This window comes from Streptomyces sp. NPDC006512 (assembly GCF_040611935.1).
GTDB lineage: Bacteria > Actinomycetota > Actinomycetes > Streptomycetales > Streptomycetaceae > Streptomyces.
This window is the reverse complement of record NZ_JBEXPG010000060.1, coordinates 1-25,144: the sequence shown is the minus strand read 5'-3', so window position 1 is coordinate 25,144 and position 25,144 is coordinate 1. Positions and strand designations below refer to the sequence as shown.

General features: G+C 69.7%; 19 protein-coding genes. 12 read left to right on the top strand and 7 right to left on the bottom strand.

The genetic code is table 11. The features are described 5' to 3' along the window. The first annotated feature begins 426 nt into the window (after nt 1-426). From galT to ABZZ17_RS31745, 4 genes are all read left to right on the top strand, one after another. Entirely contained in the window at nt 427-1,476 is a 1,050-nt protein-coding gene (gene galT, locus ABZZ17_RS31760) for a galactose-1-phosphate uridylyltransferase (protein WP_356881232.1), read from the top strand. Beyond that, nucleotides 1,473-2,432 carry a UDP-glucose 4-epimerase GalE gene (galE, locus tag ABZZ17_RS31755; RefSeq protein ID WP_356881230.1) on the top strand — a complete coding sequence of 320 codons (960 nt, stop codon included), beginning with the start codon at nt 1,473-1,475 and terminating at the stop codon, nt 2,430-2,432. Before galT ends, galE begins: the two co-directional genes overlap by 4 nt. Next, on the top strand, nt 2,429-3,562 hold the full coding sequence (gene galK / locus ABZZ17_RS31750; protein WP_356881228.1) for a galactokinase: 1,134 nt from the start codon (nt 2,429-2,431) through the stop codon (nt 3,560-3,562). Before galE ends, galK begins: the two co-directional genes overlap by 4 nt. Before the next feature lie 192 nt (nt 3,563-3,754). Continuing rightward, nucleotides 3,755-5,506: a beta-galactosidase family protein gene (locus ABZZ17_RS31745; protein ID WP_356881226.1), complete on the top strand. Its 1,752-nt coding sequence runs from the start codon at nt 3,755-3,757 to the stop codon at nt 5,504-5,506. Nucleotides 5,507-5,590: 84 nt separating this feature from the next. Here the strand turns inward: ABZZ17_RS31745 and ABZZ17_RS31740 are convergent, their stop codons facing one another. Continuing rightward, a complete protein-coding gene (locus ABZZ17_RS31740) occupies nt 5,591-7,045 on the bottom strand; it encodes an RICIN domain-containing protein (RefSeq protein WP_356881224.1) in 1,455 nt (484 codons plus the stop codon). 411 nt (nt 7,046-7,456) lie between these two features. Between ABZZ17_RS31740 and ABZZ17_RS31735 the strand changes: the two genes are divergently transcribed. The 3 genes from ABZZ17_RS31735 (at nt 7,457) to ABZZ17_RS31725 (ending at nt 10,788) form a co-directional block, all read left to right on the top strand. Then, on the top strand, nt 7,457-8,395 hold the full coding sequence (locus tag ABZZ17_RS31735) for a sugar ABC transporter permease (RefSeq protein ID WP_356881222.1): 939 nt from the start codon (nt 7,457-7,459) through the stop codon (nt 8,393-8,395). Between the two features lie 4 nt (nt 8,396-8,399). Continuing rightward, nucleotides 8,400-9,395 carry a carbohydrate ABC transporter permease gene (locus ABZZ17_RS31730; RefSeq protein ID WP_356881220.1) on the top strand — a complete coding sequence of 332 codons (996 nt, stop codon included), beginning with the start codon at nt 8,400-8,402 and terminating at the stop codon, nt 9,393-9,395. Between the two features lie 61 nt (nt 9,396-9,456). Continuing rightward, entirely contained in the window at nt 9,457-10,788 is a 1,332-nt protein-coding gene (locus tag ABZZ17_RS31725) for a sugar ABC transporter substrate-binding protein (RefSeq protein WP_356881218.1), read from the top strand. A gap of 146 nt (nt 10,789-10,934) precedes the next feature. Here ABZZ17_RS31725 and ABZZ17_RS31720 read toward each other — a convergent pair whose 3' ends face one another. Beyond that, complete coding sequence (locus ABZZ17_RS31720) at nt 10,935-12,032, bottom strand: polysaccharide lyase (protein ID WP_356881216.1); 1,098 nt, start codon at nt 12,030-12,032, stop codon at nt 10,935-10,937. Nucleotides 12,033-12,603: 571 nt separating this feature from the next. On the opposite strand from ABZZ17_RS31720, the gene ABZZ17_RS31715 reads away from it, so the two are divergent. Both ABZZ17_RS31715 and ABZZ17_RS31710 read left to right on the top strand, forming a co-directional pair. Continuing rightward, entirely contained in the window at nt 12,604-15,012 is a 2,409-nt protein-coding gene (locus ABZZ17_RS31715; RefSeq protein ID WP_356881215.1) for a M4 family metallopeptidase, read from the top strand. A 202-nt stretch (nt 15,013-15,214) separates the two neighbouring features. Further along, nucleotides 15,215-16,093, top strand: a complete 879-nt coding sequence (locus ABZZ17_RS31710) for a helix-turn-helix transcriptional regulator (RefSeq protein WP_356881213.1) — start codon at nt 15,215-15,217, stop codon at nt 16,091-16,093. Here ABZZ17_RS31710 and ABZZ17_RS31705 read toward each other — a convergent pair. The 5 genes from ABZZ17_RS31705 to ABZZ17_RS31685 form a co-directional block, all read right to left on the bottom strand. Further along, nucleotides 16,038-17,189: an HTTM domain-containing protein gene (locus ABZZ17_RS31705; protein ID WP_356881211.1), complete on the bottom strand. Its 1,152-nt coding sequence runs from the start codon at nt 17,187-17,189 to the stop codon at nt 16,038-16,040. The two genes, ABZZ17_RS31710 and ABZZ17_RS31705, sit on opposite strands and share 56 nt — an antisense overlap. Further along, nucleotides 17,179-17,919 carry a DUF5819 family protein gene (locus ABZZ17_RS31700; protein ID WP_356881209.1) on the bottom strand — a complete coding sequence of 247 codons (741 nt, stop codon included), beginning with the start codon at nt 17,917-17,919 and terminating at the stop codon, nt 17,179-17,181. The genes ABZZ17_RS31705 and ABZZ17_RS31700 overlap by 11 nt, the downstream gene beginning before the upstream one ends. A 112-nt stretch (nt 17,920-18,031) precedes the next feature. Continuing rightward, nucleotides 18,032-19,303: an ice-binding family protein gene (locus ABZZ17_RS31695; protein WP_356881207.1), complete on the bottom strand. Its 1,272-nt coding sequence runs from the start codon at nt 19,301-19,303 to the stop codon at nt 18,032-18,034. Between the two features lie 657 nt (nt 19,304-19,960). Beyond that, entirely contained in the window at nt 19,961-20,701 is a 741-nt protein-coding gene (locus ABZZ17_RS31690) for a response regulator transcription factor (RefSeq protein WP_356881205.1), read from the bottom strand. Then, on the bottom strand, nt 20,698-21,972 hold the full coding sequence (locus ABZZ17_RS31685) for a histidine kinase (RefSeq protein WP_356881203.1): 1,275 nt from the start codon (nt 21,970-21,972) through the stop codon (nt 20,698-20,700). The genes ABZZ17_RS31690 and ABZZ17_RS31685 overlap by 4 nt, the downstream gene beginning before the upstream one ends. A 143-nt stretch (nt 21,973-22,115) precedes the next feature. Here ABZZ17_RS31685 and ABZZ17_RS31680 point away from each other — a divergent pair, with 143 nt between their 5' ends. From ABZZ17_RS31680 to ABZZ17_RS31670, 3 genes are all read left to right on the top strand, one after another. Then, a complete protein-coding gene (locus ABZZ17_RS31680; protein WP_356881201.1) occupies nt 22,116-22,568 on the top strand; it encodes a DUF4190 domain-containing protein in 453 nt (150 codons plus the stop codon). 66 nt (nt 22,569-22,634) lie between these two features. Next, complete coding sequence (locus tag ABZZ17_RS31675) at nt 22,635-24,170, top strand: alpha/beta hydrolase (RefSeq protein ID WP_356881199.1); 1,536 nt, start codon at nt 22,635-22,637, stop codon at nt 24,168-24,170. A gap of 171 nt (nt 24,171-24,341) precedes the next feature. Next, complete coding sequence (locus ABZZ17_RS31670) at nt 24,342-24,899, top strand: SMI1/KNR4 family protein (RefSeq protein WP_356881197.1); 558 nt, start codon at nt 24,342-24,344, stop codon at nt 24,897-24,899. Nucleotides 24,900-25,144: the final 245 nt, after the last annotated feature.

Below are 25,144 nucleotides of genomic sequence, written 5' to 3'. Positions count from 1 at the left end.
ACCACTGAACCAGCCCGGTGCGAGGTCCAGGACCGTCCGGGCGTTCCCGGCGGGGCGGTTGCCGCACCTGACTTCGGCGCCGCGTACCCGCGCCTGCCCGACGGGCCACGGCCAGTGCCGGCCCGATACCGGCGCCACGCAGGCGGGGCATGGTCGACGAGGTCGACCATGCCCCCGCTCTTGCCAATCCCTCGTCCGCGCCGAACGCGCCGTCATCCCACCGTCGTTCCAGGACGGCAAGGGGGACAGACCCTCGCTCAGCGGCTGGAGTGCGGCCCATCTGACCCTGCCTCAGGGTGCGTATCCAGCAAGGTCGCACATCCGATCCGCTCGGCCCACACCCTGACGTTGACTTTAGTTGGTTCCTGTTTACTCTTGTTGGCGTGTGGCTCGATAGCCGCCTACTTCGAGAGACGGGCACGTTCCGTGAAGAGAACCACGACCAAGCTCGCGGACGGCCGCGAGCTGATCTACTACGACCTCGACGACAGCGCCCAGCGCGACACGGTCGACCAGCGCCCGCTGGAGCCCGTCGAGAGCCGGCCGGAGCTGCGGCTGGACCTGGCGACCGGCGACTGGGTCACGATCGCCTCGCACCGGCAGGGGCGCATCCACCATCCGCCCACCGACGCGTGCCCCCTGTGCCCCTCCTGGGACGGACACCAAAGCGAGATCCCGGCGGCGGACTACGACGTGGCCGTGTTCGAGAACCGCTTCCCCTCCCTCGCGGGCCGCGCCGGCCGGTGCGAGGTCGTGTGCTTCACGCCCGAGCACGGAGCGAGCTTCGCCGATCTGACCGAGGACCGGGCCCGCCTCGTACTCGACGCCTGGACGGACCGTACCGAACGGCTGTCGGCCCTGCCCGGTGTCGAGCAGGTGTACTGCTTCGAGAACCGGGGCGCGGAGATCGGCGTCACCCTCGCCCATCCCCACGGGCAGGTCTACGCCTTCCCCTTCGTGCCGCCGCGCACCGCCAAGATGATCGCCGTCGCGGAGACCCACAGGGCCGTCACCGGAGGGAACCTCTTCGAGGACCTGCTGGCCGAGGCGCGTGCCGCCACCTCGCGGGTGGTCCTCGCCGGCGAGCACTGGACCGCCTTCGTCCCGTACGCCGCCCGCTGGCCCTACGAGGTCCACCTCTATCCCCATCGCCGCGTCCCCGACCTCACCCGCCTCACGGAGGCGGAACGCGCCGAGTTCCCCGGCATCTACCTGGAACTGCTGCGCCGGTTCGACCGGCTCTTCCTCCGGGAAGGTCAGGCGGCGCCGACACCCCCCACCCCGTACATCGCCGCCTGGCACCAGGCCCCCAAGTCAGGCGGTCGGGAACTGGCCCTGCACCTGGAGCTGTTCACGGTCCGGCGGTCGGCCGACAAGCTCAAGTTCCTCGCCGGCGTCGAATCGGGCATGGACTCCTTCGTCAACGACGTGGCTCCGGAAACGGCGGCCCTGCGGCTGCGGGAGGTCGCCTCATGAGCAGGTACCTGGTGACCGGCGGCGCCGGATACATCGGCAGCGTGGTGGCGGCCCGCCTTCTGGAAGCCGGCCACCGCGTGACGGTGCTCGACGACTTGACGACGGGAGTGTCCGAAGGCGTCCCGGACGGCGCCGATTTCGTCCGCGGCGGGGTCGCCCAGGCCGCCGCCCTCCTGGACTCCGACTACGCCGGCGTGCTGCACTTCGCCGCTTCCTCACAGGTCGCCGAGTCCGTGCGCGACCCGGAGAAGTACTGGCGCAACAACGTGACCGGTTCGCTGGAGCTGATCACCTCCATGCGCCGGGCCGGCGTACGCACCCTGGTGTTCTCCTCCACCGCGGCCGTGTACGGAGAGCCGGAGCAGGTTCCGATCGCGGAAACCGCGCGGACCGCGCCCACCAGCCCCTACGGCGCCACCAAACTCGCCGTCGACCACCTGATCAGCGGCGAGGCCGCGGCCCACGGACTGGCCGCCGTCTCCCTCCGGTACTTCAACGTCGCCGGCGCCCACGAGCGCCACGGCGAGCGCCACGATCCCGAGTCCCACCTCATCCCGCTCGTCCTCCAAGTGGCCCTGGGGCACCGCCCGCACATCGAGGTCTACGGCGACGACTACCCCACGCGCGACGGCACCTGCGTCCGCGACTACATCCACGTCACCGACCTCGCCGAGGCCCACCTCCGGGCCCTGGACGCGGCCCGTCCCGGCGAGCACCTGATCTGCAACCTGGGCAACGGCGAGGGCTTCACGGTACGGGAGGTCATCGACTCCGTCCGCCGGGTGACCGGCCGCACCATTGCGGCCGTCGTCCGCCCGCGCCGCCCCGGCGATCCGGCGGTGCTCGTCGCTTCCGCCGCCCGCGCCCACGACGTGCTCGGCTGGCGCCCCCGGCACACCGGCCTGGACTCCATCGTGGCCGACGCCTGGGCCTTCGCACGGGGGGAGAGCGCGTGAAGGAGGCCTTCCGGCGCATCTTCGGCGCGGATCCGGACGGGGTCTGGGCGGCGCCCGGCCGGGTCAACCTGATCGGCGAACACACCGACTACAACGACGGCTTCGCCCTGCCCATCGCCATCCCCCACACCACCCTGCTCGCCGTGCGGCGCCGCCGGGACGGACGGCTGAGGCTGCACAGCGCCCAGGGCGACGGCCCCCTCATCGACCTCGACGTCGCCTCCCTCGTACCCGGAGTCGTCACCACCTGGGGCGCCTACCCGGCCGGCGTCGTCTGGGCGCTCCGCGAAGCCGGCCACCGGATCGGGGGCGCCGATCTCCACGTCGACAGCACGGTGCCCACCGGTGCGGGCCTGTCGTCCTCCGCGGCGCTCGAGTGCGCGGTCGCCTTCGCGTACAACGACCTCTTCGAACTGGGCCTGAGCGCACCCGCGCTCGCCCTCGTCGCCCAGCGGGCGGAGAACGGCTTCGCGGGCGTCCCCTGCGGGGTCATGGACCAGATGGCTTCCGCCTGCTGCACCGCCGGCACGGCCCTGCACCTGGACATCCGCGCGGCGGCCCACGAGCACGTTCCCTTCGCCCCGGAGGCACAGGGACTGCGCCTGCTGGTCATCGACACCCGCGTCAAGCACGACCTCGGGGACGGCGCGTACGCCGCCCTGCGGGCCGGGTGCGAGCGGGCGGCCCGCCGGCTCGGCCTCGCGGCGCTGCGGGACCTCGCGCCGGCGGAACTGCCCCGGGCCGGGCGGATGCTCCCCGCGGACCTCGTGCCCCTCGTCCGGCACATCGTGACCGAGAACGCACGCGTCGCCGAGGCCGTCTCCCACCTGCGGGCGGGGCGTATCGCGGCGCTGGGACCCATCCTCACCGCAGGTCACGCGTCACTGCGCGACGACTACCGGATCTCGTGTGCCGAGAGCGACCTCGTGGTGGACACGGCCCTGGACGCGGGAGCGCTGGGGGCTCGCATGACGGGCGGCGGCTTCGGGGGCTCCGTCATCGTGCTGGTGGAGGAGGACCGCGCCGACGCGCTGGCCGCCGCCGTCACCGGCGCCTTCCGTTCGGCCGGGTACCGGGCGCCGCACCTGTTCGCGGTCTCCCCGGCCCCCGGCGCCCGGCGGATCGAATGAGAGGGCGGCGACGCCGGGACCCGCGGACGTAGCGGGCCGGTCCGTACGGGGTTGCCGTGGGCGTCAGATCCCGGCAACCCCGCGGCCGTCCGCTGCCAAGGGCTTGCCATGTCCGGGATGTTTACGTGAACATTCAGGCGAGAGCCCAGCCGCGCATCCCGCGCATCCCGTTCAGCTGAGGAGCACGAGCGCATGCCCCTTCTCCAGATCGACGACGACGGATTCCGGCTCGACGGCGAGCCGTTCCGCATCCTTTCCGGCGGACTCCACTACTTCCGCGTCCACCCCGCCCAGTGGCGGGACCGCCTCCGCAAGGCCCGCCTGATGGGGCTCAACACGGTGGAGACGTACGTACCGTGGAACCTCCACGAACCGCGGCCGGGCGAGTTCCGCATGGACGGTGACCTCGACCTGCCTGCCTTCCTCGACCTCGCCGCGGCCGAGGGCCTGTACGTACTCCTGCGTCCGGGCCCCTACATCTGCGCCGAGTGGGAGGGCGGCGGTCTGCCGTCGTGGCTCCTGGCCGAACCCGGCATGCGGCTGCGCAGCCGGGACCCCCGGTTCCTCGCGGCGGTCGACGACTACTTCGACCGGCTCCTGGCCCCGCTGACGACCCGGCTCGCCACCCGGGGCGGCCCGGTACTCGCGGTACAGGTGGAGAACGAGTACGGCGCGTACGGAGACGACACCGCCTACCTGGAACACCTCGCCGGCACCATCCGCCGCTGCGGCGTCGACGTGCCGCTCTTCACCTGCGACCAGCCCGCCGACCTGGAGCGGGGGGCCCTGCCGGGAGTCCTCGCGACGGCCAACTTCGGCAGCCGGCCCGCACAGAACCTCGCCACCCTGCGGGCCCTGCGGCCGTCCGGCCCACTGCTCTGCACCGAGTTCTGGATCGGCTGGTTCGACCGCTGGGGCGGCCACCACGTCGTCCGCGGCGCGGAGCAAGCCTCCCAGGAACTGGACGAGCTACTGGCCACCGGGGCCTCGGTCAACTTCTACATGTTCCACGGCGGCACGAACTTCGGCTTCACGAACGGCGCCAACGACAAGCACACCTACCGGCCGACCCTCACCTCCTACGACTACGACGCCCCCCTCGACGAGGCCGGTGACCCGACCGAGAAGTTCGGTGCCTTCCGCGCGGTCATCGCCAAATACGCCCCGGTCCCGGCGGAACTCCCGCCCGCACGGGGGGAGAAGTTCAGCCGGGAAGCGGTGGAACTGGCCGAGAGCGCCGGCCTGCTGGACTGCGCGCCGCTCCTCGGCGACGCCGTCGCGTCCCGGCAGCCCCTGACGATGGAACAGCTCGGACAGGACTTCGGCTTCGTGCTGTACGAGACGGACCTGCCGGAGGCCGGTCCGGCACTGCTCGTACTGGAGCGGGTGCGCGACCGAGCCCAGGTCTTCCTCGACGGCCAGCCCGTGGGAGTACTGGAGCGGGAGGCCCACGAGCAGGCCATCACCTTCTCGGTCCCCCACGCGGGCAGTGTCCTGAGCGTCCTCGTGGAGAACCAGGGCCGCGTGAACTACGGCCCCGGCATCCACGACCGCAAGGGGCTGCCGGGCGACGTCCTGCTCAACGGGGCCCGGCTCGGCGGGTGGACCAGCAGGCCGCTGCCGCTGACCTCGCTCGCCGACCTGCCCTTCGCCGCCGCGGCCGCCCCGCCCACCGGGCCCGCCTTCTACCGCGGCACCTTCGACGCGGCCCGGACGGCCGACACCTTCCTCCACCTCGACGGCTGGACGAAGGGCTGCGCGTGGATCAACGGGTTCGCCCTGGGCCGCTTCTGGTCACGCGGCCCGCAGCGGTCTCTGTACGTGCCGGGTCCGGTGCTGCGCCCGGGCGCCAACGAGATCGTCGTACTCGAACTGCACGCTCCCGGCCGCGCCCGGACGGTGGACTTCCGGGACGCACCCGACCTCGGCCCCGTCGAGGAGTGACGGCCCCGGAGCCCGGGGTGGCCGTGGCCCGCGCTCTCGCGGGGCCACGGCCACCCGGCTGTGGGCGGGGGAGTGCGGGGGAGGTCAGGCCGCCGAGCGCCGCCACTTCTGGTTGTCGCCGGCGTTGCACGTCCACTGGATGAGCGGCGCGCCGTCCGTGCGGGACTGGTTGGTGACGTCGAGGCACTTCCCGCTGTGGTGGGCGACCAGCCGCATGCCGTCCGGGCCGGCCTGGGCCGTCCTCCACCGCTGGCCGGACGCGTCGCCGCAGGCGGTCTGGACGACCGCGGCGCCGTCGTCGGCGGAAGCGTCGCGCACCGCGAGGCACTTCCCGCTGTGCCGGAGCACGATCCGTACCGTGCCCGCCCCGGCACCCTGGAACCACACCTGCTGGTTGACGCTTCCGGCCGCGCAGGCCCACTGGACCAGGACGGCACCCTCCGCCACCGACCAGTCGGCCGCGTCGGCGCACTTGCCGCTGTGCGCGGCGGTCAGCGTGACCCAGTCGCCGGTGCCCCGGACGGTGCCCGCCTCCGCCGCGATGGTGATCCGGGGGAAGTAGTCCATGGACAGCGTGGTCCGGGTCGGGAACTTCAGCGGCAGCCAGATGTACTGGGAGTCGTTGACCGTGCCGCCCATCGAGTTGCCCCAGCGGTCGCCCATGTACATGTAGGTCGTGACTCCGGAGGTTCCCTCGACCGGCAGCACGTAGGCCGTCTGGGAGCCGTACGTCCTGCCGTCACCCAGGTCCCGCAGCGAGCTCCAGGTCCCGGTGACGCTGTCGGCCGTGCCGTACTTCTGCTGGTTGGGCGACCATCCGGTGGCGCCCGACGTCACGAGGAAGTAGACGCCGTCGCGCTTGAACAGGGCCGGAGCCTCCCGCCACTGGCCGGCCCACAGCTTCTGCACCTGCGCCTCGACGCCGGTGTAGGCCTCGTCGAGCCGGTAGACGTGGAGGTCGGCGTTCTCGTTGGCGGCCGAGATCATGTATCCGGTGCCGTCGGTGTCGACGAACGTGGTGATGTCCCGGGACATGTGGCCCAGGGGCCGGAAGCTGCCGCGCCAGGAGTAGTCACCGTCCACCGTGGAGGAGACGGCGACGGCGGCCCGGGCCTCGCTGTAGTCGGTGGCGCTGCCTTCCTTGTGCATCCACATGACGAACTGGCCGGTGGCGCGGTTGTACACGACCTTGGGGCGCTCGATGTTGGCGGTCACCAGTTCCGGGTGGGTGGCCTGGGACAGGACGTGGTTGCGGAACTCCCACGTCTTCAAGTCGGTGGAACGGTAGGCGGACACGTACCGGAAGCTGTTGTCCGGGTTGCGGTCCTCGCCGAACCAGTAGTAGTAGCGGTCCACCTTGACGACCCCTCCGCCGTGGGCGTGGACGGGCCTGCCGGCGGGATCGGTGAACTGGGTCGCGTTGACGACGGTGACGGGAGCGGGTGAGGCAGCGGCCGTGCCGTGGCCGCCGAGGAAGCTCATGAGCAGGGCGGCCACGAGGGTGAACAGGGCCGCTGTGCGTGGGGGTTGACGTCGCATGGGTACCTCTCGTCGGCTGACGGAGCGGGTGGGGAGGTGCGTACGCGGGGCGCCGCGGTCCCGTGGCGGCAGCGGAGCCTGATGAATGCGGTGTGGCGCCCTTGTTATGTTTGCGTAAACACGCCTCGCTGGCTGTGAGTGTGGAAGCCGCCCCGGAGCCTGTCAAGCGTGAGGGCGGTAATCGTCGCCCCTCGGTTGGCCGCGGGCGGCTGGGGCTCGGGCTCCCGTCCCCGAATTCCCTTCCGTCGCCCGCACGATGCTTGACGCCCCTCAGTGGGAATGCCACCATCACGTCACGGATGATTACGTAAACATTTCTCATCAGGTCCAGCCCCACGCGGTCGTTTTCCGACCCGGAGGCGTCTCTTCCCTCCTGTGCGGACCTGTCGGTCACCGACACAAGGACCCACCATGACGCTCCTGCCGTCACCGGCAAAAGCAGTGTCCCCGCCCCGAACCCGCCCCCGAACCCGCCCCCGTGCGCGCGCACGCAGGAACGCCCTCGTCGGGTGGGGCTTCGCCGGGCCGTTCGCAGCGGTATTCGGACTCGTCTTCCTGGCGCCCATCGGGTACGCGTTCTACCTCAGCCTGATGCGGGACCGGCTCATCGGCGGGACGTCCCTGGTCGGCGCGGACAATTACGTACAGGCACTGACCGATCCGCAGTTCTGGGAAGGCTCGGCCCGGGTCGGGCTGTTCCTGCTCGTCCAAGTGCCGGTCATGCTGGGCATCGCCCTGCTGGTCGCACTCGCCATCGACAGCGGCCGGCTGTACGGCAAGGCCTTCTTCCGCGTGGCGGTCTTCCTCCCCTACGCCGTCCCCGCCGTGGTGGCGAGCCTGATGTGGGGGTTCATCTACGGCACCAGGTTCGGCCTGGTGGGCAACATCAACGAGGCGCTCGGCGTCTCCCTCCCGGACCCCCTCTCACCGTCACTGGTGCTCGCCTCCATCGGCAACATCGTGACCTGGGAGTTCGTCGGCTACAACACGCTGATCTTCTACTCCGCGCTGAAAGTGGTCCCGCGCTCCCTCTACGAAGCGGCCGCGATCGACGGCGCCGGAGAGTGGCGGATCGTCACGGCGATCAAGCTGCCGGCCATCCGCAGCGCGGTCGTCATCGCGACGATCTTCTCCGTCATCGGCAGCTTCCAGCTCTTCAACGAACCGAACATCCTGCAGAACCTCGCCCCCAACGCCATCACGACCGGCTACACCCCGAACCTCTACACCTACTCGCTGGCCTTCTCCGGGCAGCAGCATAACTACGCGGCGACCGTGGCCATCGTGATGGGCGCCATCACCGCGATCATCGCCTACGCGGTCCAGCTCCGCGGCATGCGGAAGGGCTGAGCACATGATCACGAACCCCACCGGTACCTCCTCGGACACGGTGGAGCGCTCCACCCGCTCCCGCCCGGACCCGGACCCCGCCGCCGCGGTCGCGAGGACGCCGGCCCCCGCACCCCCCGCGCCGCCACGCCGTCGCAAGCGCCCCCACACCCCGCTCGACCCCCGGCCCAGCATCCCGCTGACCCTGGTCACCGGGCTGGTCCTCGTCTACACCCTGCTTCCCCTGGTGTGGCTGCTCATCAACGCGACCAAGGACCAGGGGGACCTCCTCGACTCCTTCGGGCTCTGGTTCGGCCGGGACTTCAACCTCTGGGACAACATCTCCCGCACCCTCACCTACGACGACGGCGCCTTCGTCCGCTGGACGCTGAACACCTTCCTGTACGTGGCCGCCGGAGCGGGCGGCGCGACCCTGCTCGCCGTCCTCGGCGGTTACGCGCTGGCCGTGTACGAGTTCCCCGGGCGCCGCGCCGTGTTCGCCGTCGTCATCGGAGCCGTGGCCGTACCCGGCACCGCCCTCGCCGTGCCCACGTTCCTCATGTTCAGCGGTATGGGCCTGGCCAACACCCCCTGGGCCGTGATCATCCCGTCCCTCGTCTCACCCTTCGGGCTCTACCTGATGTGGGTGTTCACCGCCGAAGCCGTACCCACCGAACTGCTGGAAGCCGCCCGTATCGACGGCGCCGGTGAGCTGCGCATCTTCTTCCGCGTCGCCCTGCCGCTGCTGATGCCGGGAACCGTGACGGTACTGCTCTTCGCGATGGTCGCGACCTGGAACAACTACTTCCTTCCGCTGATCATGATCAAGGACCCGGACTGGTACCCGCTCACCCTGGGACTCAACGCGTGGAGCGCCCAGGCGCGGACCGCGGGCGGCGAGCCCGTCTTCGACCTCATCATCACCGGCTCCGTGCTCACCATCGCGCCGGTCGTCTTGATCTTCCTGCTGCTCCAGCGGTACTGGCAGTCAGGCCTGGCCGCGGGCAGCGTCAAGGAGTGACGCCACCGGCCCCCTCCCTCCCGACCCTCCTCATCCGCACACCGAATCAGGAGCTCCACCGATGAGAACGAACAGCAGCCGCCGGATCGTCGCCGCCGTCGCCGCGATGTGTGCCATGGCGCTCGGCGCCACCGCCTGCGGCTCCTCGGACCCGGCGGCCGACAGTGCCGTGCAGGACGTGGCGTCAGCGCTTGAGGCGGGAGGCAAGTTGACGGTGTGGGCGTGGGAGCCCACGCTGAAGAAGGTGGTCGCCGACTTCGAGAAGAAGTACCCGAAGGTGGACGTCGAGCTCGTCAACGCCGGTACCGGCGACAAGCAGTACACGGCGCTGCAGAACGCCGTGGCCGCCGGCTCGGGCGCCCCCGACGTCGCGCAGGTCGAGTACTACGCGCTCGGCCAGTTCGCCATCGGCAAGTCCCTGGAGGACCTCGCACCCTACGGCGCCTCCGGCCACGACAAGGCCTTCACCCAGGGGCCCTGGAGCGCGGTGCGCCGAGACAAGGCGGTCCACGCCCTTCCCATGGACTCCGGGCCCATGGCGCTGTTCTACAACAAGAAGGTCTTCGACCGGCACGGCGTCGCCGTCCCCACCACCTGGGACGAGTACGTGGAAGCGGCGCGCGCCCTGCACAAGGCGGATCCGAAGCTCTACATCACGAACGACACCGGGGACGCGGGCGCCACTACCAGCCTGATCTGGCAGGCGGGAGGGCGCCCGTACAAGGTCAAGGGCACCGAGGTCGGCATCGACTTCGGCGACGCCGGTACCGCGCAGTACACGAGGACCTGGCAGAAGCTCCTCGACGAGCGGCTGCTCGCCCCGGTCCGTTCGTGGAGCGACGAGTGGTACAAGGGCCTGTCCGACGGCAGCATCGCCACCCTGTCCATAGGTGCCTGGATGCCCGCCAACTTCGTCTCGGGTGCTCCCGCCGCGTCGGGCGACTGGCGGGTGGCGCCGCTGCCGCAGTGGACGAAGGGCGCGAAGGCGGGTGCCGAGAACGGCGGCAGCTCCCTCGCCGTTCCGAAGGCTTCGAAGAACAAGGCCCTGGCCTACGCCTTCATCGAGTACGCGACCACAGGGGAGGGAGCCACGTCCAGGGTCTCCGAGGGAGCCTTTCCCGCCACCCGGGCAGACCTGGAGTCGAAGGCCTTCCTGGAGACCGGCTTCCCCTACTTCGGAGGTCAGCAGGCCAACCAGGTTCTCGCGGACGCGGCCCGTGACGTGGGTGCGGACTGGTCGTACCTGCCGTACCAGGTGTACGCGAACTCGATCTTCAACGACACCGTCGGCAAGGCGTACGTCTCCTCGACGACCCTGACTCAGGGGCTTGAGGCCTGGCAGAAGGCAAGTGCCAAGTACGGGACCGATCAGGGCTTCACCGTCGGCAAGTAGCAACACCCGTGCGGAGGGGGCGCCGGGCACCGGACGGGTGGCGGCGGTGACGGGGGACCGGCCGACGGGCCCGCCGGTCCGGCCGAAGACGGAGGGCAGGAGGACGAGCCCGTGCAGGCCGTACGGGTGGCTCGGCACGCCCCGGGTCACGCCCTCCGGCCGCCGGCCCGGCGCCGATCCGCCCTGACGCGGCTGCGGAAGACGAGGACGAGGCCGGCGGCGAGCAGTGCGCTGCCGGCGGCGAGGACGATCGGAGTGTGGCTGGGGGAACCGGTCTCCGCCAGGGGTCGGGCGTCGTTGTCGGTGTCCTTGTCGGAACCGGTGTCCATGGGGATCGCGTCCGCGGCGTCGGGTGCCGAGCCCGGGGCGACCGGTCCCGTCGCCGGGGCCGACGCGGATGCCTGCGCCGAAGCGGATGCCTGCGCCGACGGGGATGCCGATGCGCCGGACCCGTCGGGTACGGGAGTCGCCGTGGCATTGGCGGGCGGCGTGGCCGGGGGCGGTACGGAGTCCCCGGGCGAGATGGCGGTGATGGAGACGTCGTCGTAGTAGTTCACCACGGCCGGTGTGGCGCCCGCCTTGTGTCCCTTCCAGGCCTGCCAGTTGGGCCGGTACAGACCGATCTTGTGGTAGGGGGCGGTGTCCTGGTGATAGCTGTTCGGACCGCGGTGAGATCCCACCTCGGCCCCGTCGAGCCGGGCGGTGATGGACCCGGTGGTGCTGGCGGTGGACCAGGTGATGTCGAAGGACCACTGGTTCCAGTGTCCGAGCCGTACCGGGCCGAGGTCGTACTTGACCTCGTGCGCCGGCTGGTTGCTCTCGTCCGCCTTGTCCGAACCGGTCTTCCAGTGGACGACCAGCATCCAGCGGTCGCCCTTGACGGCGAGGACGACCGCGGGGTAGGTGCCGGTCCCGCCGTGCCACTGGGAGACGATGGTCTGCGCGTCGTAGCGGATCCAGTCGCCGGGCAGGTAGTTGGCGAAGGTGTACCGGTAACTTCCGTAGGGCACGCGCGCTGTGGCGATCTCGGTGCGGTAGGACTTCCCGTCGTCGGGCATGGCGAACCGGACGGCCTTGCCGCCACGCCCGCCGGGTGCGGTCTTGACGTCCACGGTGCCCGTGCCGTCGATGCCCTTGCGCGGAAACGCGGACGTGGCTCCGGACTCGAACCCGTCCTTGAAGGGGACGGGCGTCAGCGCACGGTCGGCGACGGCCTCGGTCGCCCAGAATCCCACTACCAACACCGCGGCCAATGCTGCGCCGCCCCGACGTCTGCGGCTGTAACGCTGGAACATGAACCATCCTTGAAATGAGGGGAGATGAGGGTGAGCGAGGTGGTGACCCGCAGCGCGGCACTGTGACTGCCGTCGACTTACCGGCTGCGCACGACAGCTCACAAACAATCAGAACCAGACACGTTCGCACGTGTTGGCACATGACATCCTCCTCGGGCGGCGCAGTCAAGTCCGTGCGGAAGGACGAGATCCGCTCGTGATCTTCCGGTGTGCTCGACCTGCGAGGAGGTGTGCGCCGGTACGCCCCCCGAGGGGATGGGGCATCCGCGCCCGACCGCCGTGGCGCACGGGGCATCAGGGGGTTGGTTCCGGCCGATTCGTTGATCAGCGCCGTGATGTTTACGTGAACATGCAAAACTGGGGTCAGTGAGGGCGAGCGGTCGCCCATGCCACCGCAGTGTGTCCCGTGCGGCAGTTCGCTGCCTTCCCTGCACAACCTGCTCCGCCCGGACGGACCGTGCCCGGTCCGCCTGGACCGCTCCGGCCGGCAATCGCCGGCCCCTGCGCATCAGGAGTCACGTTGAGACGTACCTTCCGTCAGGCGGCCATGACCGGCGCCCTGATGTCGAGCGCCGCGCTGATCGCGGTCGGGCTGCCTTCCACCGCCCTTGCCGTCCCGGGCGCCGTCGCCGCCCCTTCCCCCACCCGGCCCGCCACCGACGAAGCCCGTGCGGGCGCCATGAACGTTCGGCTGACCGCGGACCAGAGTGCCGCACTCCTGGCCGATGCCGCCGACTGGGCGGGCACGGCGAAAGCGCTGGGGCTGGGTGAACGCGAGGCGCTCGTACCCAAGTCCGTCTCCAAGGACGCCGACGGTTCCCTGCACACGCGCTACGACCGTACGTTCGCCGGACTGCCCGTACTCGGGGGCGACTTGGTGGTCCACACGACACCGGCCGGCAGTGTCAAGGGCGTCACCAAGGCAAATACCGACGCCGTCACACCCCCCTCCACCACGGCCCGGAAGACAGCCGAGTCCGCACGGTCCCTCGCCGGGAGCCGGGCCGAGGCGGACGGCATCGAAGCCGCGGAAGCCAAGTCCCCCCGCGAGGTCATCTGGGCAGCCTCCGGCCGGCCCACCCTGGCCTGGGAAACCGTCGTCGGCGGGCGTCAGCGGGACGGCGCACCCTCCGAGCTGCACGTCATCACCGACGCGAACACCGGCACCGAGATCTTCGCGTACCAGGCGGTGATGAACGGCACCGGCCACGGACAGTACAACGGGCACGTCACACTCGGTACCTCGGGCTCCAGCGGCAACTACCTCCTCCAGGACCACACCCGAGGGGGCAACAGAACCACCGACCTGGGCCACGCCGACGGGGACGAGGCAACCGGCTCGCTGTTCACCGACGCCGACGACGTCTGGAGCGACGGCAGCCCAGGCAACAACCAGTCGGCCGCGGTGGACGCCCACTACGGCGCCCAGCTGACCTGGGACTACTTCAACGACGTTCACGGCCGCAACGGCATCAGGAACGACGGCGTCGCCGCCTACAGCCGGGTGCACTACGGGAACGCCTACTCCAACGCGTTCTGGTGGGACCACTGCTTCTGCATGACCTATGGAGACGGCGCCTACAACACCAACCCCCTCACCTCGATCGACGTGGCCGCGCACGAGATGTCCCACGGGATCACCTCAGCCACCGCGGGCCTGCGCTACAGCGGGGAGTCCGGCGGGCTCAACGAAGCGACCTCCGACATCTTCGGCGCCGCGGTCGAGTTCTGGGCGAACAACCCCTCCGACCCCGGCGACTACTTCGAAGGCGAGGAGATCAACCTCAACGGCGACGGCACGCCCCTGCGCTACATGGACAAACCCTCCAGAGACGGCGCCTCCGCCGACCACTGGTACCCGGGCATCCACCAGATCGACGTCCACTACTCCTCGGGACCGGCCAACCACTGGTTCTACCTGTCTGCCGAAGGAAGTGGGCGCAAGCTGGTCAACGGCGTGAACTACGACTCGCCGACCCATGACGGCAGGCCGGTCAACCCGATCGGCCGCGAGGCCGCCGCCAAGATCTGGTTCAGAGCCCTGACGACGTACATGACGTCGAGCACCGACTACGCGGGCGCGCGCGCCGCCACACTCGAGGCGGCCGCCGACCTGTACGGGAAGAACGGAGTCGTCTACAACAACGTCGGAAATGCCTGGGCCGCCGTCAACGTCGGACCGCGCATGGTCCAGGGAGTCACCCTGACCAACCCCGGCAACCAGGTGTCCACGACCACGGCGCCGGTCGACCTCCAGATCCAAGCCGTCACCAGCAACCCCGGGGCAACGCTCACCTACAAGGCCACCGCCCTGCCCGTCGGCCTGACCCTCGACGCCGCGACCGGCAAGATCACCGGCACGCCCACCACGGACGGCAACATGACCATCACCCTCACCGTCGAGGACTCCACCAAAGCCCTCGACGTGGTCTCGTTCGCCTGGCTCGTCTACACCCCCGGCAACTGCGCCACCACACAACTGCTCGACAACCCGGGCTTCGAATCGGGCGCGACGGCATGGAACACCAACAGCAACCCGTCCTTGATCACCGATGACAACTCCTGGCTCCCCTCGAGAACCGGCTCGTGGAAGGCCCTGCTCGGCGGCAACGGAAGCAGGACCACGGAAACGATCACGCAGTCCGTCTTCGTTCCCTACGGCTGCCAGGCCACGGTCACCTTCTGGCTACGCGTCCTCACCAACGAGGAGACCAAGACCGTCCCGTACGACCATCTGAACGTCCAGGCCAACGGCGTGCCTCTGGCCACGTACTCGAACCTGAACGCGAGCGCCGACTACGTTCAGGGGACGATCGACCTGGGCTCCGTCGCCGGCCAGTTCGTCACCCTCACCTTCACCGCCGCGGAGGACCTGGCCGCTCCGACCTACTTCCTGCTCGACGACACCGCACTCACCATGCACCCCTGAGCAGGTAAGCGGATTTCTCCGGCGGGTAGGTGAAAGATTGCGGCATCTGGGTGAAACCTGCTCGGGCTGTGCACGCCGCTTCCTTCACACAGCCCGACACTCACTGACAGGGCCCGTTTGATCATCACCGCACGGTGAGCTCCCCGGCCCGGCACGCAAGTCCGTGGCTGTGAGACAGCCCCGAGCCGGAGGTAGACCACCCGTGGCGGTGAACGGAAACCCGACCGTCAGGAGACGTCGACTGGGCGCGGAGCTGCGCTGGCTGCGCCTGGCCCGAGGCCTGACCAGTACGCAGGTGGCCGAGCACCTGTTGATCTCCCAGCCCAAGATGAGTCACCTGGAGAACGGGCGCCGCGCCATCAAGCCCCGTGACGTGCGGGACCTGTGCGCCCTCTATCAAGTGACGGACATGCGGGTCGTCGACGCGCTGATGCGGATGGCCACGGAAGCGGACCGGCAGGGCTGGTGGACGGCCTGCGGCGAAGTCCCGTACGCCGTCTACATCGGCCTGGAGACGGAAGCCGCCTCGATTCGCTCCTACGAGCCCCAGTTGATCCCGGGCCTGCTGCAAACGCCCGCCTACGCGAACGCCGTCTTAGCGGAAACGATCCCTCAGGCCACGGCTGAACTGATCGCCGTGCGCCGCGAGGTACGGCTGCGTCGTCAGCACCGGGCCCACCACCCGGCCCGGCCTCTGCGCTTGTCGGTCGTACTGGACGAATCGGTGCTGCGCCGCGTGGTCGGCAGCCCCGCGATCATGCGCGAACAGCTGGAGTTCCTGAACCACCTCGGCGCGCAGCCGCACGTCACCGTACAGGTTCTCCCGCACGAGGCGGGAGCCCATCCCGGCGTCACGGGACAGTTCTCCGTCCTCGACTTCCCGGACAGAGTGGACGGGACGGTGTACCTGGAACGCTTCACCAGCGACCTCTATCTGGAGAAGCGATCCGACGTGCAGCACTACGGCGTCATGTACGAGAACCTTCAGGCCCAGGCCCTGGACCCGGAGCACACCCGCCGCTTCATCACCCGTGCCGCCGAGCAACTGCCGGCCGCGGCACCACCGCCCGGCCGGCAGTGATCCGGCCTCGGGATCCGCACCTTCCTGTGCGCCGCACTGCGCGACGCCACAGGTGCGGCAGGAAGGTGTAGAAGCGGTCGGGAAGGAACACGGCGTCCGCCACGATCATCGCGCCGGAGAAGAGGGGCAGCCCCAAGAGCACCGCGATGCCGACGTGCATGCCGAGCAGCACGGCCAGAACGGGATACTTGAGCTTGCCGAAGAGGACGAACGGGAAGGCGACCTGCAGGAGCACCGTCAGGTAGCCGGCGATCGCGATCACCATCGGGTACTCGTCCACGAGGTGGGAGAGCGCGGGCCAGGGCTGGAAGAGTTCGAGGTTCAGCGCGTAGTGGAGAGCCGTGCCGCCGCCCCAGGTCAGGCCCTGGACCTTGTACAGGCCGGCTGACCCGTACAGGAAGCAGACCTGTGCCGCGATGATGAGGATGCCGCAGTTGTGCACCACCGTGGTCAAGGTGGCACGGGCATCGTGGAGTTGTCGTGCGTAGAGGCTCCTCACCCGATCCGGCGCGTCGCCCGCACGAGCTGTCCTGCGCCGATCCCGGCGTGCGTCCAGGGACCAGCGCCGACCGCAGGCGGTGAGGACGAGGTAGAAGGCCATCAGCAGGATCAGGTTGTCGCCCCCGTCCGTCATGAAGATCGATCTCGCGTGGAACGAGGCCACCACGACGGCGAAGAGGACGGACACGGCGCGGGTCCGCCAGCCCAGCATGAACAGCGCGGACGCGACGACGGCCATGGCGTAGCAGACTTCGAAGTAGGCACGGCTGCCGGACAGGATCAGGATGCTGTTCCAGCCCGTCTGGTCGAAGAGCTGCTGTGCCAGCGCCGGGGTCCAGGGGGAACCGGGGCCCCAGATCTCGTCGCGGTGCGGGAACTCCCGCAGCAGGAACACCAGGTACAGCAGCCCGTAGCCGATGCGCAGAACCGACGCGGCGTACAGGGAGATCGGCCGGCCGGTGAGAAGCGCCCACAGCGCACCGATGCGTTCGAGCAGCCACCGGTGGGCCGTGGCGGCGATCGAGGTCTCGTGGGCCGCAGGCCCGTTCGGCGTGGCTGCTGTGGAGGCCTGCTGGGTGAGCTGCTCATTTCCCATGGGGGGTCACCTTCCACCAGGGCAGGAGCCGGTCCTCGGTGGGCGCCGGCGGGCGGTTCCCGGCGGCTGCGCCGGGCGCGGCGACGGGCAGTGTGACGACCCGCAGCTGAATGAACTCGAAGGTGCCGCCGTCGTTGTGGGCGGCGACGCGGTCCGCGGCGATGTTGCGCAGGTACTGCTGCAGCATCGCGGCCCGTTCCGAACGTGCCGTGTCGGTACCTCCGTGGGTCTCGACATACGAGGTCCAGGCGCGGCGCAGAAGGTTCTGGGACGTATGGCTCGGAAACACATTGTGGTCGACTGCGGCATTGTCGACGGCAGCCAGGTCGAACCAGGGGGTCACCCGTACCGATCCTTTGGAGTCGGTGTGGGCGGTTCTCGCGAGGACCTTCCGGTTGAAGGAGTCGGGGTCCGGGGCGAAGAGCCGCCAGTTCTGTTCGAAGAGGGGGTACACCCATCCGTTGACCTGTGAGCTGTACCGCTTCGATACGGGGTTGGAGGGGGCCACATGAAGGAATACCAAGACGACATGGACCAGAGCCGTCACCAGACAGAGGGCGACGGCGGTGTGCAACCCCGCTTTCAGCGCACGCACACCCATGGGCGGCTTGCACGGGCTGACCGCTTCGTCATGAAGCGGCTGGGGAACCGGACCGGAATCGGACTGATGAAGTTCCTTCACGCCGGCAGATTCAATTCCGCTCGACACCACCCACCCGGTCCTTCTCATGTCGGTTGTTCGTCTGAGGTCTCTGCGGCTCTCACCGACGGCGCGCGGCGGACTCGATGAGGATTCCGCCGCGCGCCGTCATTCGATGAAGGGGCTTCGTACAGCCTGCTGCCTAGCCCTCGCGGCCTTCGTGGCCCTCGTGGCCCTCGGGCTTGTCGCCGTAGCCGTGGTGCTCGCCGGGCTTCCCGCCGTGGCCGTGGTCCGGCTTACCGGGCCCCTCGCCGGGCCCGTGGTCCGGCCCGCCGTGGTCCGGTCCGCCGTGCTCGTCTCCCGGCCTGCCGCCGTGGTCCGGTCCGCCGTGGTCCGGTCCGCCGGGCTGACCGCCGTGTCCGCCGGTGACGTTCCCGCCCGTGATGGTCCCGCCGGTCGTGTTCCCTCCGGTCGTGGCTCCGCCGGCCGTGTTTCCGGCCGTGTTGCCCGCGGTGTTTCCGGAGGTGTTTCCGGCGATGTTCCCCGAGGTGCCGCCCGATACGAGGTCGACGATCGGTCCGCCCAGGAGGCCGCCACCGATCAGACCCACGGTCGTGCCGGTCGTCGACCCGGCGGTCGGCGTACCGGCGGTCGTGCCGGTCGTCGTGCCGGTCGTCGTTCCGGTGGTGGTGCCGGTGGTCGTTCCGGTGGTCGTCCCGCCGGTGGCGCACCCGCCGAGGAAGATCCTGTTGTTGTTGAGCGTCACCTCGCCGTTACGGGCCAGCGCCCGGCCTTCGATGTTCGCCCCCTGGTTCACGAAGATGGAGGTCAGCGCCATGATGGTGCCCACGAAGGTGGAGGTGGTGCCGAGGGTCGCCGAACTCCCGATCTGCCAGAACACGTTGCACGGCGAAGCGCCGTTCGTGAGGAGGATCCGGCTGTTGGACGCCGTGGTCAGGGCTTCGGGAATCTGGAACACCCAGACCGAATTGGGGTTTCCCCCGGCGTTCAGGATCAGGTCGCCCGTGAGTCCGACACCGGAGGTGGCCCGGTGGACGCCGGGAAGCAGCTCCTGGCCCCCGCCGATTCCGGCCGCGAGGGGGAAGTCCGGTGCCTGGCCGGTCAATTGGCCGGCCGCGTTGTTGTACGCCACAACCAGATCGCTCTTGGCCTGAGCGGCCTCAGCATCCGCGGGATGCACGGCACCGCGCACCTCTCCGGGCGGGAATCCGGTGATGGCCGGGTTCGGGTGCGTACCGAGGTCGTGGTCGAGCACCGAGTTACCGGTGTTGGTGACTCCCTGACCCGCCAGAACGGAGTAGCTGGCGGTGGTACCCAGCGGCACGGGTGTCGCGATGGCCAGTGCCTGCGTCGGCAATCCGGCCACCATCACAGCGGCAACCGTCACGGCGACGGCCGAGCCCAGCCAACCGGACAGAGTGCGGCGTCGAGCCGCCTGGATTCTCAGCTTCATCAAGAGGCCATTTCCTGTTGTGGGGCCGTGGCGTACCGGGTCCTAGCTCGCCCGGGATGCCCTGGTGTATTGCGGCCGTATATTACGCAGGAAATTTCGCGCGCCACCAACGGGTCAGGCTCGGTGGGGGGATTGATACAAACACATTCCGAGAAGAATGTGTGTTGAAAATAGCCAAAATTGCGTTGTCGATTATGCGACATTGCCCCGGATGGGTAGGGCGCGATTACCTCACAAGAGGTAGCGCCGCACACCTGTCCAAATAAGTCCAACCGGCGCACGCGGAGATGTACCGCCAGTCAGGCGATCTCGCGAAACCCGGCGAGACGGGCGTGGCGGCAGTTCGTCGCCACTGGCCTACGTCGAGGTCACTGGCCGGGGGCTTTCCACGGAGCGGATACCCGCAGTCCGCGGCATCAGCGACCAGTCGCACGCCGACGTCGTCCGCGACCGCGTCGCCCAGAAGCAGCGCGAAGCCGTCCTTCTCGCGGTCGGCGATTTCGACCGCTCGGGCAAGGACATCGAGCGGTAGTGGGGGAGCGCACGGGTTGCTGGAGCCCGGGTGACGGCCACGGGGGAGTGGTGGCTCAGGCGCGGACCGCCCGGGAGGCTGGTCCAGTGGCACAGGCGGGCCGGGTCGGTTTAGCTGATGTCGCGTCAGCCCGCGACCCCGGGTACGACCAGGCCGGTTTCGTACGCGATCACCACCGCGTGGGTCCGGTTCTGCGCGCCGAGTTTGGTCAGCACGTTCCCGACGTGCGTCTTCACCGTCTCCAGGCTCACCCTGCACGACTCCGCGATGTCCGGGTTGGACCGGCCGGTGGCCATCAGGCGCAACACCTCCTCCTCCCGGCTCGTCAGCGCCGCCTGCGGCAGCGCCCGGGCGGATCCCAGTGGGCGGGCGGTGACCATCTGCCGCAGGGCCGCCGGGAAGAGGATCGCCTCGCCCGCCGCGACCACGCGCACAGCCTCCGCGATCTTGGGGACGGGGAGCCGCTTGAGCACGAAGCCGCTGGCGCCTGCGCTGAGTGCGGAGGTGACGTAGTCGTCGTTCTCGAAGGTGGTGATCACCACGACCTTCGGCGGGTCGGCCTGCCCGGCGAGGAGCTGCCGGGTGGCCTCAATGCCGTTGCGGCGCGGCATCCGTACGTCCATCAAGACGACGTCCGGCCGCAACTGCCGGGCCCGCTCGACTGCTTCGATGCCGTCGGCGGCCTCCCCGATGACGGCAATCCCGGGCTGCATGGCGAGCAGCGTGCGCAGACCGCTGCGGGTCACCGCGTCGTCGTCCGCGATGAGGAGGGTGGTGCAGCTGGAGGTGCCGACGGTGTCCGTTGTGACGGCTGTGCCCGTGTCGGGGCCGGTCGCGGCTGCTGCGCTCGTTCGTGAGCCGATCATGCCGGCAAGCGTACTGGCAGCCGTACCGCGAGCCGCCAGTGCTCCGGTCCGTCCGGACCGGCCTCGATCTCGCCGTGCAGGAGCCGCACGCGCTCCAAGAGGCCGGGCAGGCCGTGCCCGGACGTCGGGAAGGCACCCGTGCTCATTCCGCTCCCGGCTCCGGTCCGGTTGACCACGTCGAGCACCAACGAGTCCGGCGTCGCCGCCACCTTGACCCGGATCGGACCGACCGCTCCGTGCCGCAGCGCGTTCGTCAGCCCTTCCTGCAGGATCCGGTACGCCGCCCGGGACAGCGTCCCCTGGACCGCCGCATGGTCACCCGACAGCTCCGGCTCCACCACGGCACCCGCGTGCCGCAGCCGGTCGAGCAGCTCGGGCAGGTCGGCCAGGTTCCGGGCCGGTGCCGTCCCCGCCTTCTCCGCGCGCAGCATGCCCAGCACGTAGTCCAGGTCTTCCAGGGCGGCCCGGGTCGATTCCTCGATGCTGCGCAGGGCGGCCCGCGCCGCTACCGGATCGGCACAGAGCATTTCGCCCGCCACCGCTGCCTGGATCGTGGCGGCCGTCAGGGTGTGCCCGATCGAGTCGTGCAACTCGTGGGCCAGCCGGTTGCGTTCGGCCAGTGCTCGCTCCCGCTCGGCCGCCAGCGCGAGCCGCTCGGCCGGCGACGGACCCAGCAGCCTGGGCGCCAGCCACCGCAGAGCGGCCGTCACCGCCAGGCACAGAGCCGACGCCAGCAGCAGGCAGCAGAGCGCCGCTGCCCAGCTCTGCCAGCCGCTGTCGGCCCGCAGTGACCAGCCGTTCACACTCAGCCCGGCCTCGGCGCCGGCCCAACCGCCGGGAAGGAGCAGGCCCGCGACGAACAGCAGGATGCTCAGCTGCGCCCCCGCCCACCCCAGTACCACGTGCGACAGCAGCCACAGCGGGGTTCGCAGGCGGTCGGCGCCCGATGCCGTCGAAGGTACCGCCCCGTCACCGGGCAGGTCCGCACGCCGACGCTCGCCCACCGGGTCCGGCAACGGAACCGCCAGCATCCGCCGGGCGCAAGCGATCAGCACCCGCCGCGTGGTGCCGGCCAGCCCGATCACGCCGATCAGTACGGACCAGACCAGCACGGTCAGAGCGAACTGCACTCCGAAGGGGGCGGATGGCCACGCCACCGCCGGTAGTGCTGCGACGGGCAGCAGGGGAAGGCTCGCCAACGCGCCGCAATAGGCGAACAGCGCACCCGAATACGTGGAGCCGCGCAGCAGCGGCCGGATTCCTCTGAACATGGCCAGGTCAGTATGACCGGACGGCCCACCGGCGGCCTCCCCCGATCGGGGGAGCGAACTCTCCCGCCTTCCCGTGATGTGTCCGTGGGTCCCCGAAACCAGAATCGGAGCCTCACCAGTTGACGGGACGGAAGGACGGGCTGATGAACGCGCAGGAAATCGAGACACCGCTGGATCACACGGTGCAGGACCAGGCGGTGCAGGACCGCACGGTGTCCGCTCATCCCCAGGCCGTACGGAGTCACACGGCACCGCACGGAATGGAGCCGGGGCTGACAGCGCCGAAGAACAGCCTGGCCACAGCCGCCATGACATTGGGCATCATCGGCCTGTGCACCTCGGCCGTCTTCGTCGGCGGCCCGCTTGCCGTGGTGGGCCTGATCCTGGGCATCGCCGCGCTGATGGCAGCCAAGCGGACCGGTGTGGGCCGGGGCAGGGCCGTCACCGCCGTCGTGACGTCGTCTGTCGCGATCGTGGTGTCCGGGCTGGTCGCCGTGTTCATGGTCTGGTACGCGAACAAGACACAGGAGTGCTACCAGCCCGACGGCTTCCACCAGTACGCGCAGTGCGTCCGCGAGCACCTGAACGGAAACTGAGCGGCCTTCCCGTTCCCTCACCGGCCAACCGGCTGCCCACTCTCCCCGACAAGGACGAGCATCACCGTGCGAAGCAGAAACACCTGCAAGGCCCGCCTACTCGCCGCCGGCCTCGCGGCGGCCACCCTCTCGGCGCTGACGCCCGCAACGGCCTTCGCCGCGTCCGTGGCCTCCGACTCCTCCGCGGCATCCGACGCCTCCACAGCCAAGGACCCCCTGCGGCGGTACACGCAGCAACAGCTCCAGTGGAAACGCTGCGACGCGAAGGGCCCCGACACCTTCCAGTGCGCGACGCTCAAGGTGCCGCTGGACTACGGCGATCCCGCCGGCAAGACGATCGGCCTCGCGATGTCCAGGCTGAAGGCGGGCAGCGCGAAGGCACGTCACGGCGTTCTGCTGCTCAACCCGGGCGGCCCCGGCGCACCGGGACTGCAGCTGCCTGTCGATCCGCTCATGAAGTTCCCCGCGGAGGTGAAGCGGCGGTACGACCTCGTCGGCTTCGACATGAGGGGTGTGGGGCAGAGCTCACCCGTCAGCTGCGGGCTGACCGCGGAGGAACAGGCCGACCGGCCCTACAAGACGGAGACCTTCGCGAAGGACGTGGATCGGGCCCGTACCGTCGCCGGGAAGTGCCGGGCCCGGGCCGGTGACATGCTGCCGCACCTCACCACCCGCAACAGCGCCCGTGACATGGACATCATCCGCGCCGCCCTGGGCGAGAAGAGGATCTCCTACCTGGGGAGCTCCTACGGCACCTACCTCGGCGCCGTCTACATGCAGCTGTTCCCGCAGCGGGCCGACCGATTCGTACTGGACAGCGCAACCGACCCGAACCGGATCTACCGGGGGATGTTCGAGGACATGGCGAAGGCGGCCGAGCAGGCGTTCACGCGCTGGACCGCATGGACCGCCCGCCGGCACGCGACCTACGGACTGGGCGACACTCCGGCCGAGGTCCGCGCGACCTACTGGGACCTGATCGCGCGGGCGTACCGCAAGCCCGTCTTCTTCGAGGGACAGACCCTCACCGGCGACGGCATCCGGGCCGACAACCGCACGTTCTTCCACGTCCGGAAGGCCGCCGAACGGGTCGCCGGGCTGAAGGACGCGGCCGAGGGCAGGAACCCGGCTCCGTCCGGCACGCCCGGCCAGGCCCAGGAGCCCGACGACAGCTACTTCTCCATCGCCTGGTCCTTCATGTGCGCCGACACCCGCACCTGGTCGCACGACCCCGAGCGGTACCGCCGCGAGGCGATCCGCGACAAGGCCCGGTATCCGCTGTACGGCGACTACGCGGCCGCCATCACACCCTGCGCCTTCTGGCAGCAGGGCAGCGAGCCGCAGACCAGGATCGACAACACGGTCGGTGCGCTGATCACGCAGAACGAGTGGGACTCCCAGACGCCCCTGTTCTCCGGCCTGGCCATGCACCGGGCCCTGCGCGGCTCCCGGATGCTCACCGTCGCCGGTGGTGAGGGACACGGCGTCCTTTACGCACGCGACGGCAATCCCTGCGCGGACAAGGCCGCAACGACCTACCTGACCACGGGCAGGCTCCCCGCCAAGAACCTGACCTGCCTGGCCACGACCGGCCAGAAGTAGCGGCGGGCGGGCACGGCACGACATGAACTTCGCCGAACGGCTCTACCGCTACCCCACCGGCGAAGACACGACCGGCCCCAACAGCTCCGCCTTCTACCCCGGTCACGTCGATGCCTTCGATCCGGCAGCCCCGTCGTCGACATGTCGGTGGGCTCTGGCAGCATCGCCGTCATGACCGACATCGATGACCTCGTGAAACGCGTTGCCATCCGGGCCGCATCGGACAATGCGGACCTTCCCGCGTCCGTCGACGATGCCCGGATCGCGGAGGCCGAGGCACAGCTGGGCTTCGCGCTGCATCCCCTCCTCGCGCGCCTGTATCGCGAGGTCGCTGACGGCGGATTCGGCCCGGACTACCGTCTGCTGCCCCTGCTTGGTCCGGGCTCCAGCGTCGCCGGCGAATACCTGACGCGACGCGAGACGTCCGCGGGAGCGGAGCACCCGAACTGGCCCGAAGGCGTCGTACCGATCCTGACCTGGGGCTGTGCCATGTACGCAGGCGTTGACTGTCTCAGTGAAGACGGCCAGGTCCTGCTCTACGAGCCGAACCCGTATCAGGGCGGATCGTGGGAGCAGTGCTGGTTCCTCGACTCCGCCAGCCTCGCAGCGTGGCTGGAGACATGGCTCGCGGGGACGGGCTGGTTCGAGGAAGACGCCTTCGACAGGGACGACCTGGTCGAGCCTCAGCCATGGGACCAGGCCGCGAGCCGACTGTCCTCCGGCACATAGCGAAACACCAACGTTCCGTCCCGTTGCCTTCGGCGGGGGAGCGGCGGGCTTCCTGCACCAAGATCCGGATTACGGTAGGACTCCTCCTCGCCCGTCGCGGGAGCATCGCACGGCCCGTCCGGGTCGGCCGGGAGGCTCAGCGGTGGTTACTAGGCAGTGTCTTCAAAGGGGCTTTAGCCAGAGGAACAGGGATGCGATGGTGACGGCTGCCTGGTAGGACTCGCGGGTTTTGTCGTAGCGAGTGG

Coding starts and splice junctions, on each gene's coding strand:
- ABZZ17_RS31680 (WP_356881201.1), top strand. CDS start 22,116: ATGAACGCGCAGGAAATCGAGACACCGCTGGATCACACGGTGCAGGAC.
- ABZZ17_RS31730 (WP_356881220.1), top strand. CDS start 8,400: ATGATCACGAACCCCACCGGTACCTCCTCGGACACGGTGGAGCGCTCC.
- ABZZ17_RS31670 (WP_356881197.1), top strand. CDS start 24,342: ATGACCGACATCGATGACCTCGTGAAACGCGTTGCCATCCGGGCCGCA.
- ABZZ17_RS31725 (WP_356881218.1), top strand. CDS start 9,457: ATGAGAACGAACAGCAGCCGCCGGATCGTCGCCGCCGTCGCCGCGATG.
- ABZZ17_RS31685 (WP_356881203.1), bottom strand. CDS start 21,972: ATGTTCAGAGGAATCCGGCCGCTGCTGCGCGGCTCCACGTATTCGGGT.
- ABZZ17_RS31735 (WP_356881222.1), top strand. CDS start 7,457: ATGACGCTCCTGCCGTCACCGGCAAAAGCAGTGTCCCCGCCCCGAACC.
- ABZZ17_RS31695 (WP_356881207.1), bottom strand. CDS start 19,303: ATGAAGCTGAGAATCCAGGCGGCTCGACGCCGCACTCTGTCCGGTTGG.
- galE (WP_356881230.1), top strand. CDS start 1,473: ATGAGCAGGTACCTGGTGACCGGCGGCGCCGGATACATCGGCAGCGTG.
- ABZZ17_RS31700 (WP_356881209.1), bottom strand. CDS start 17,919: ATGAGAAGGACCGGGTGGGTGGTGTCGAGCGGAATTGAATCTGCCGGC.
- ABZZ17_RS31745 (WP_356881226.1), top strand. CDS start 3,755: ATGCCCCTTCTCCAGATCGACGACGACGGATTCCGGCTCGACGGCGAG.
- ABZZ17_RS31690 (WP_356881205.1), bottom strand. CDS start 20,701: ATGATCGGCTCACGAACGAGCGCAGCAGCCGCGACCGGCCCCGACACG.
- ABZZ17_RS31740 (WP_356881224.1), bottom strand. CDS start 7,045: ATGCGACGTCAACCCCCACGCACAGCGGCCCTGTTCACCCTCGTGGCC.
- ABZZ17_RS31705 (WP_356881211.1), bottom strand. CDS start 17,189: ATGGGAAATGAGCAGCTCACCCAGCAGGCCTCCACAGCAGCCACGCCG.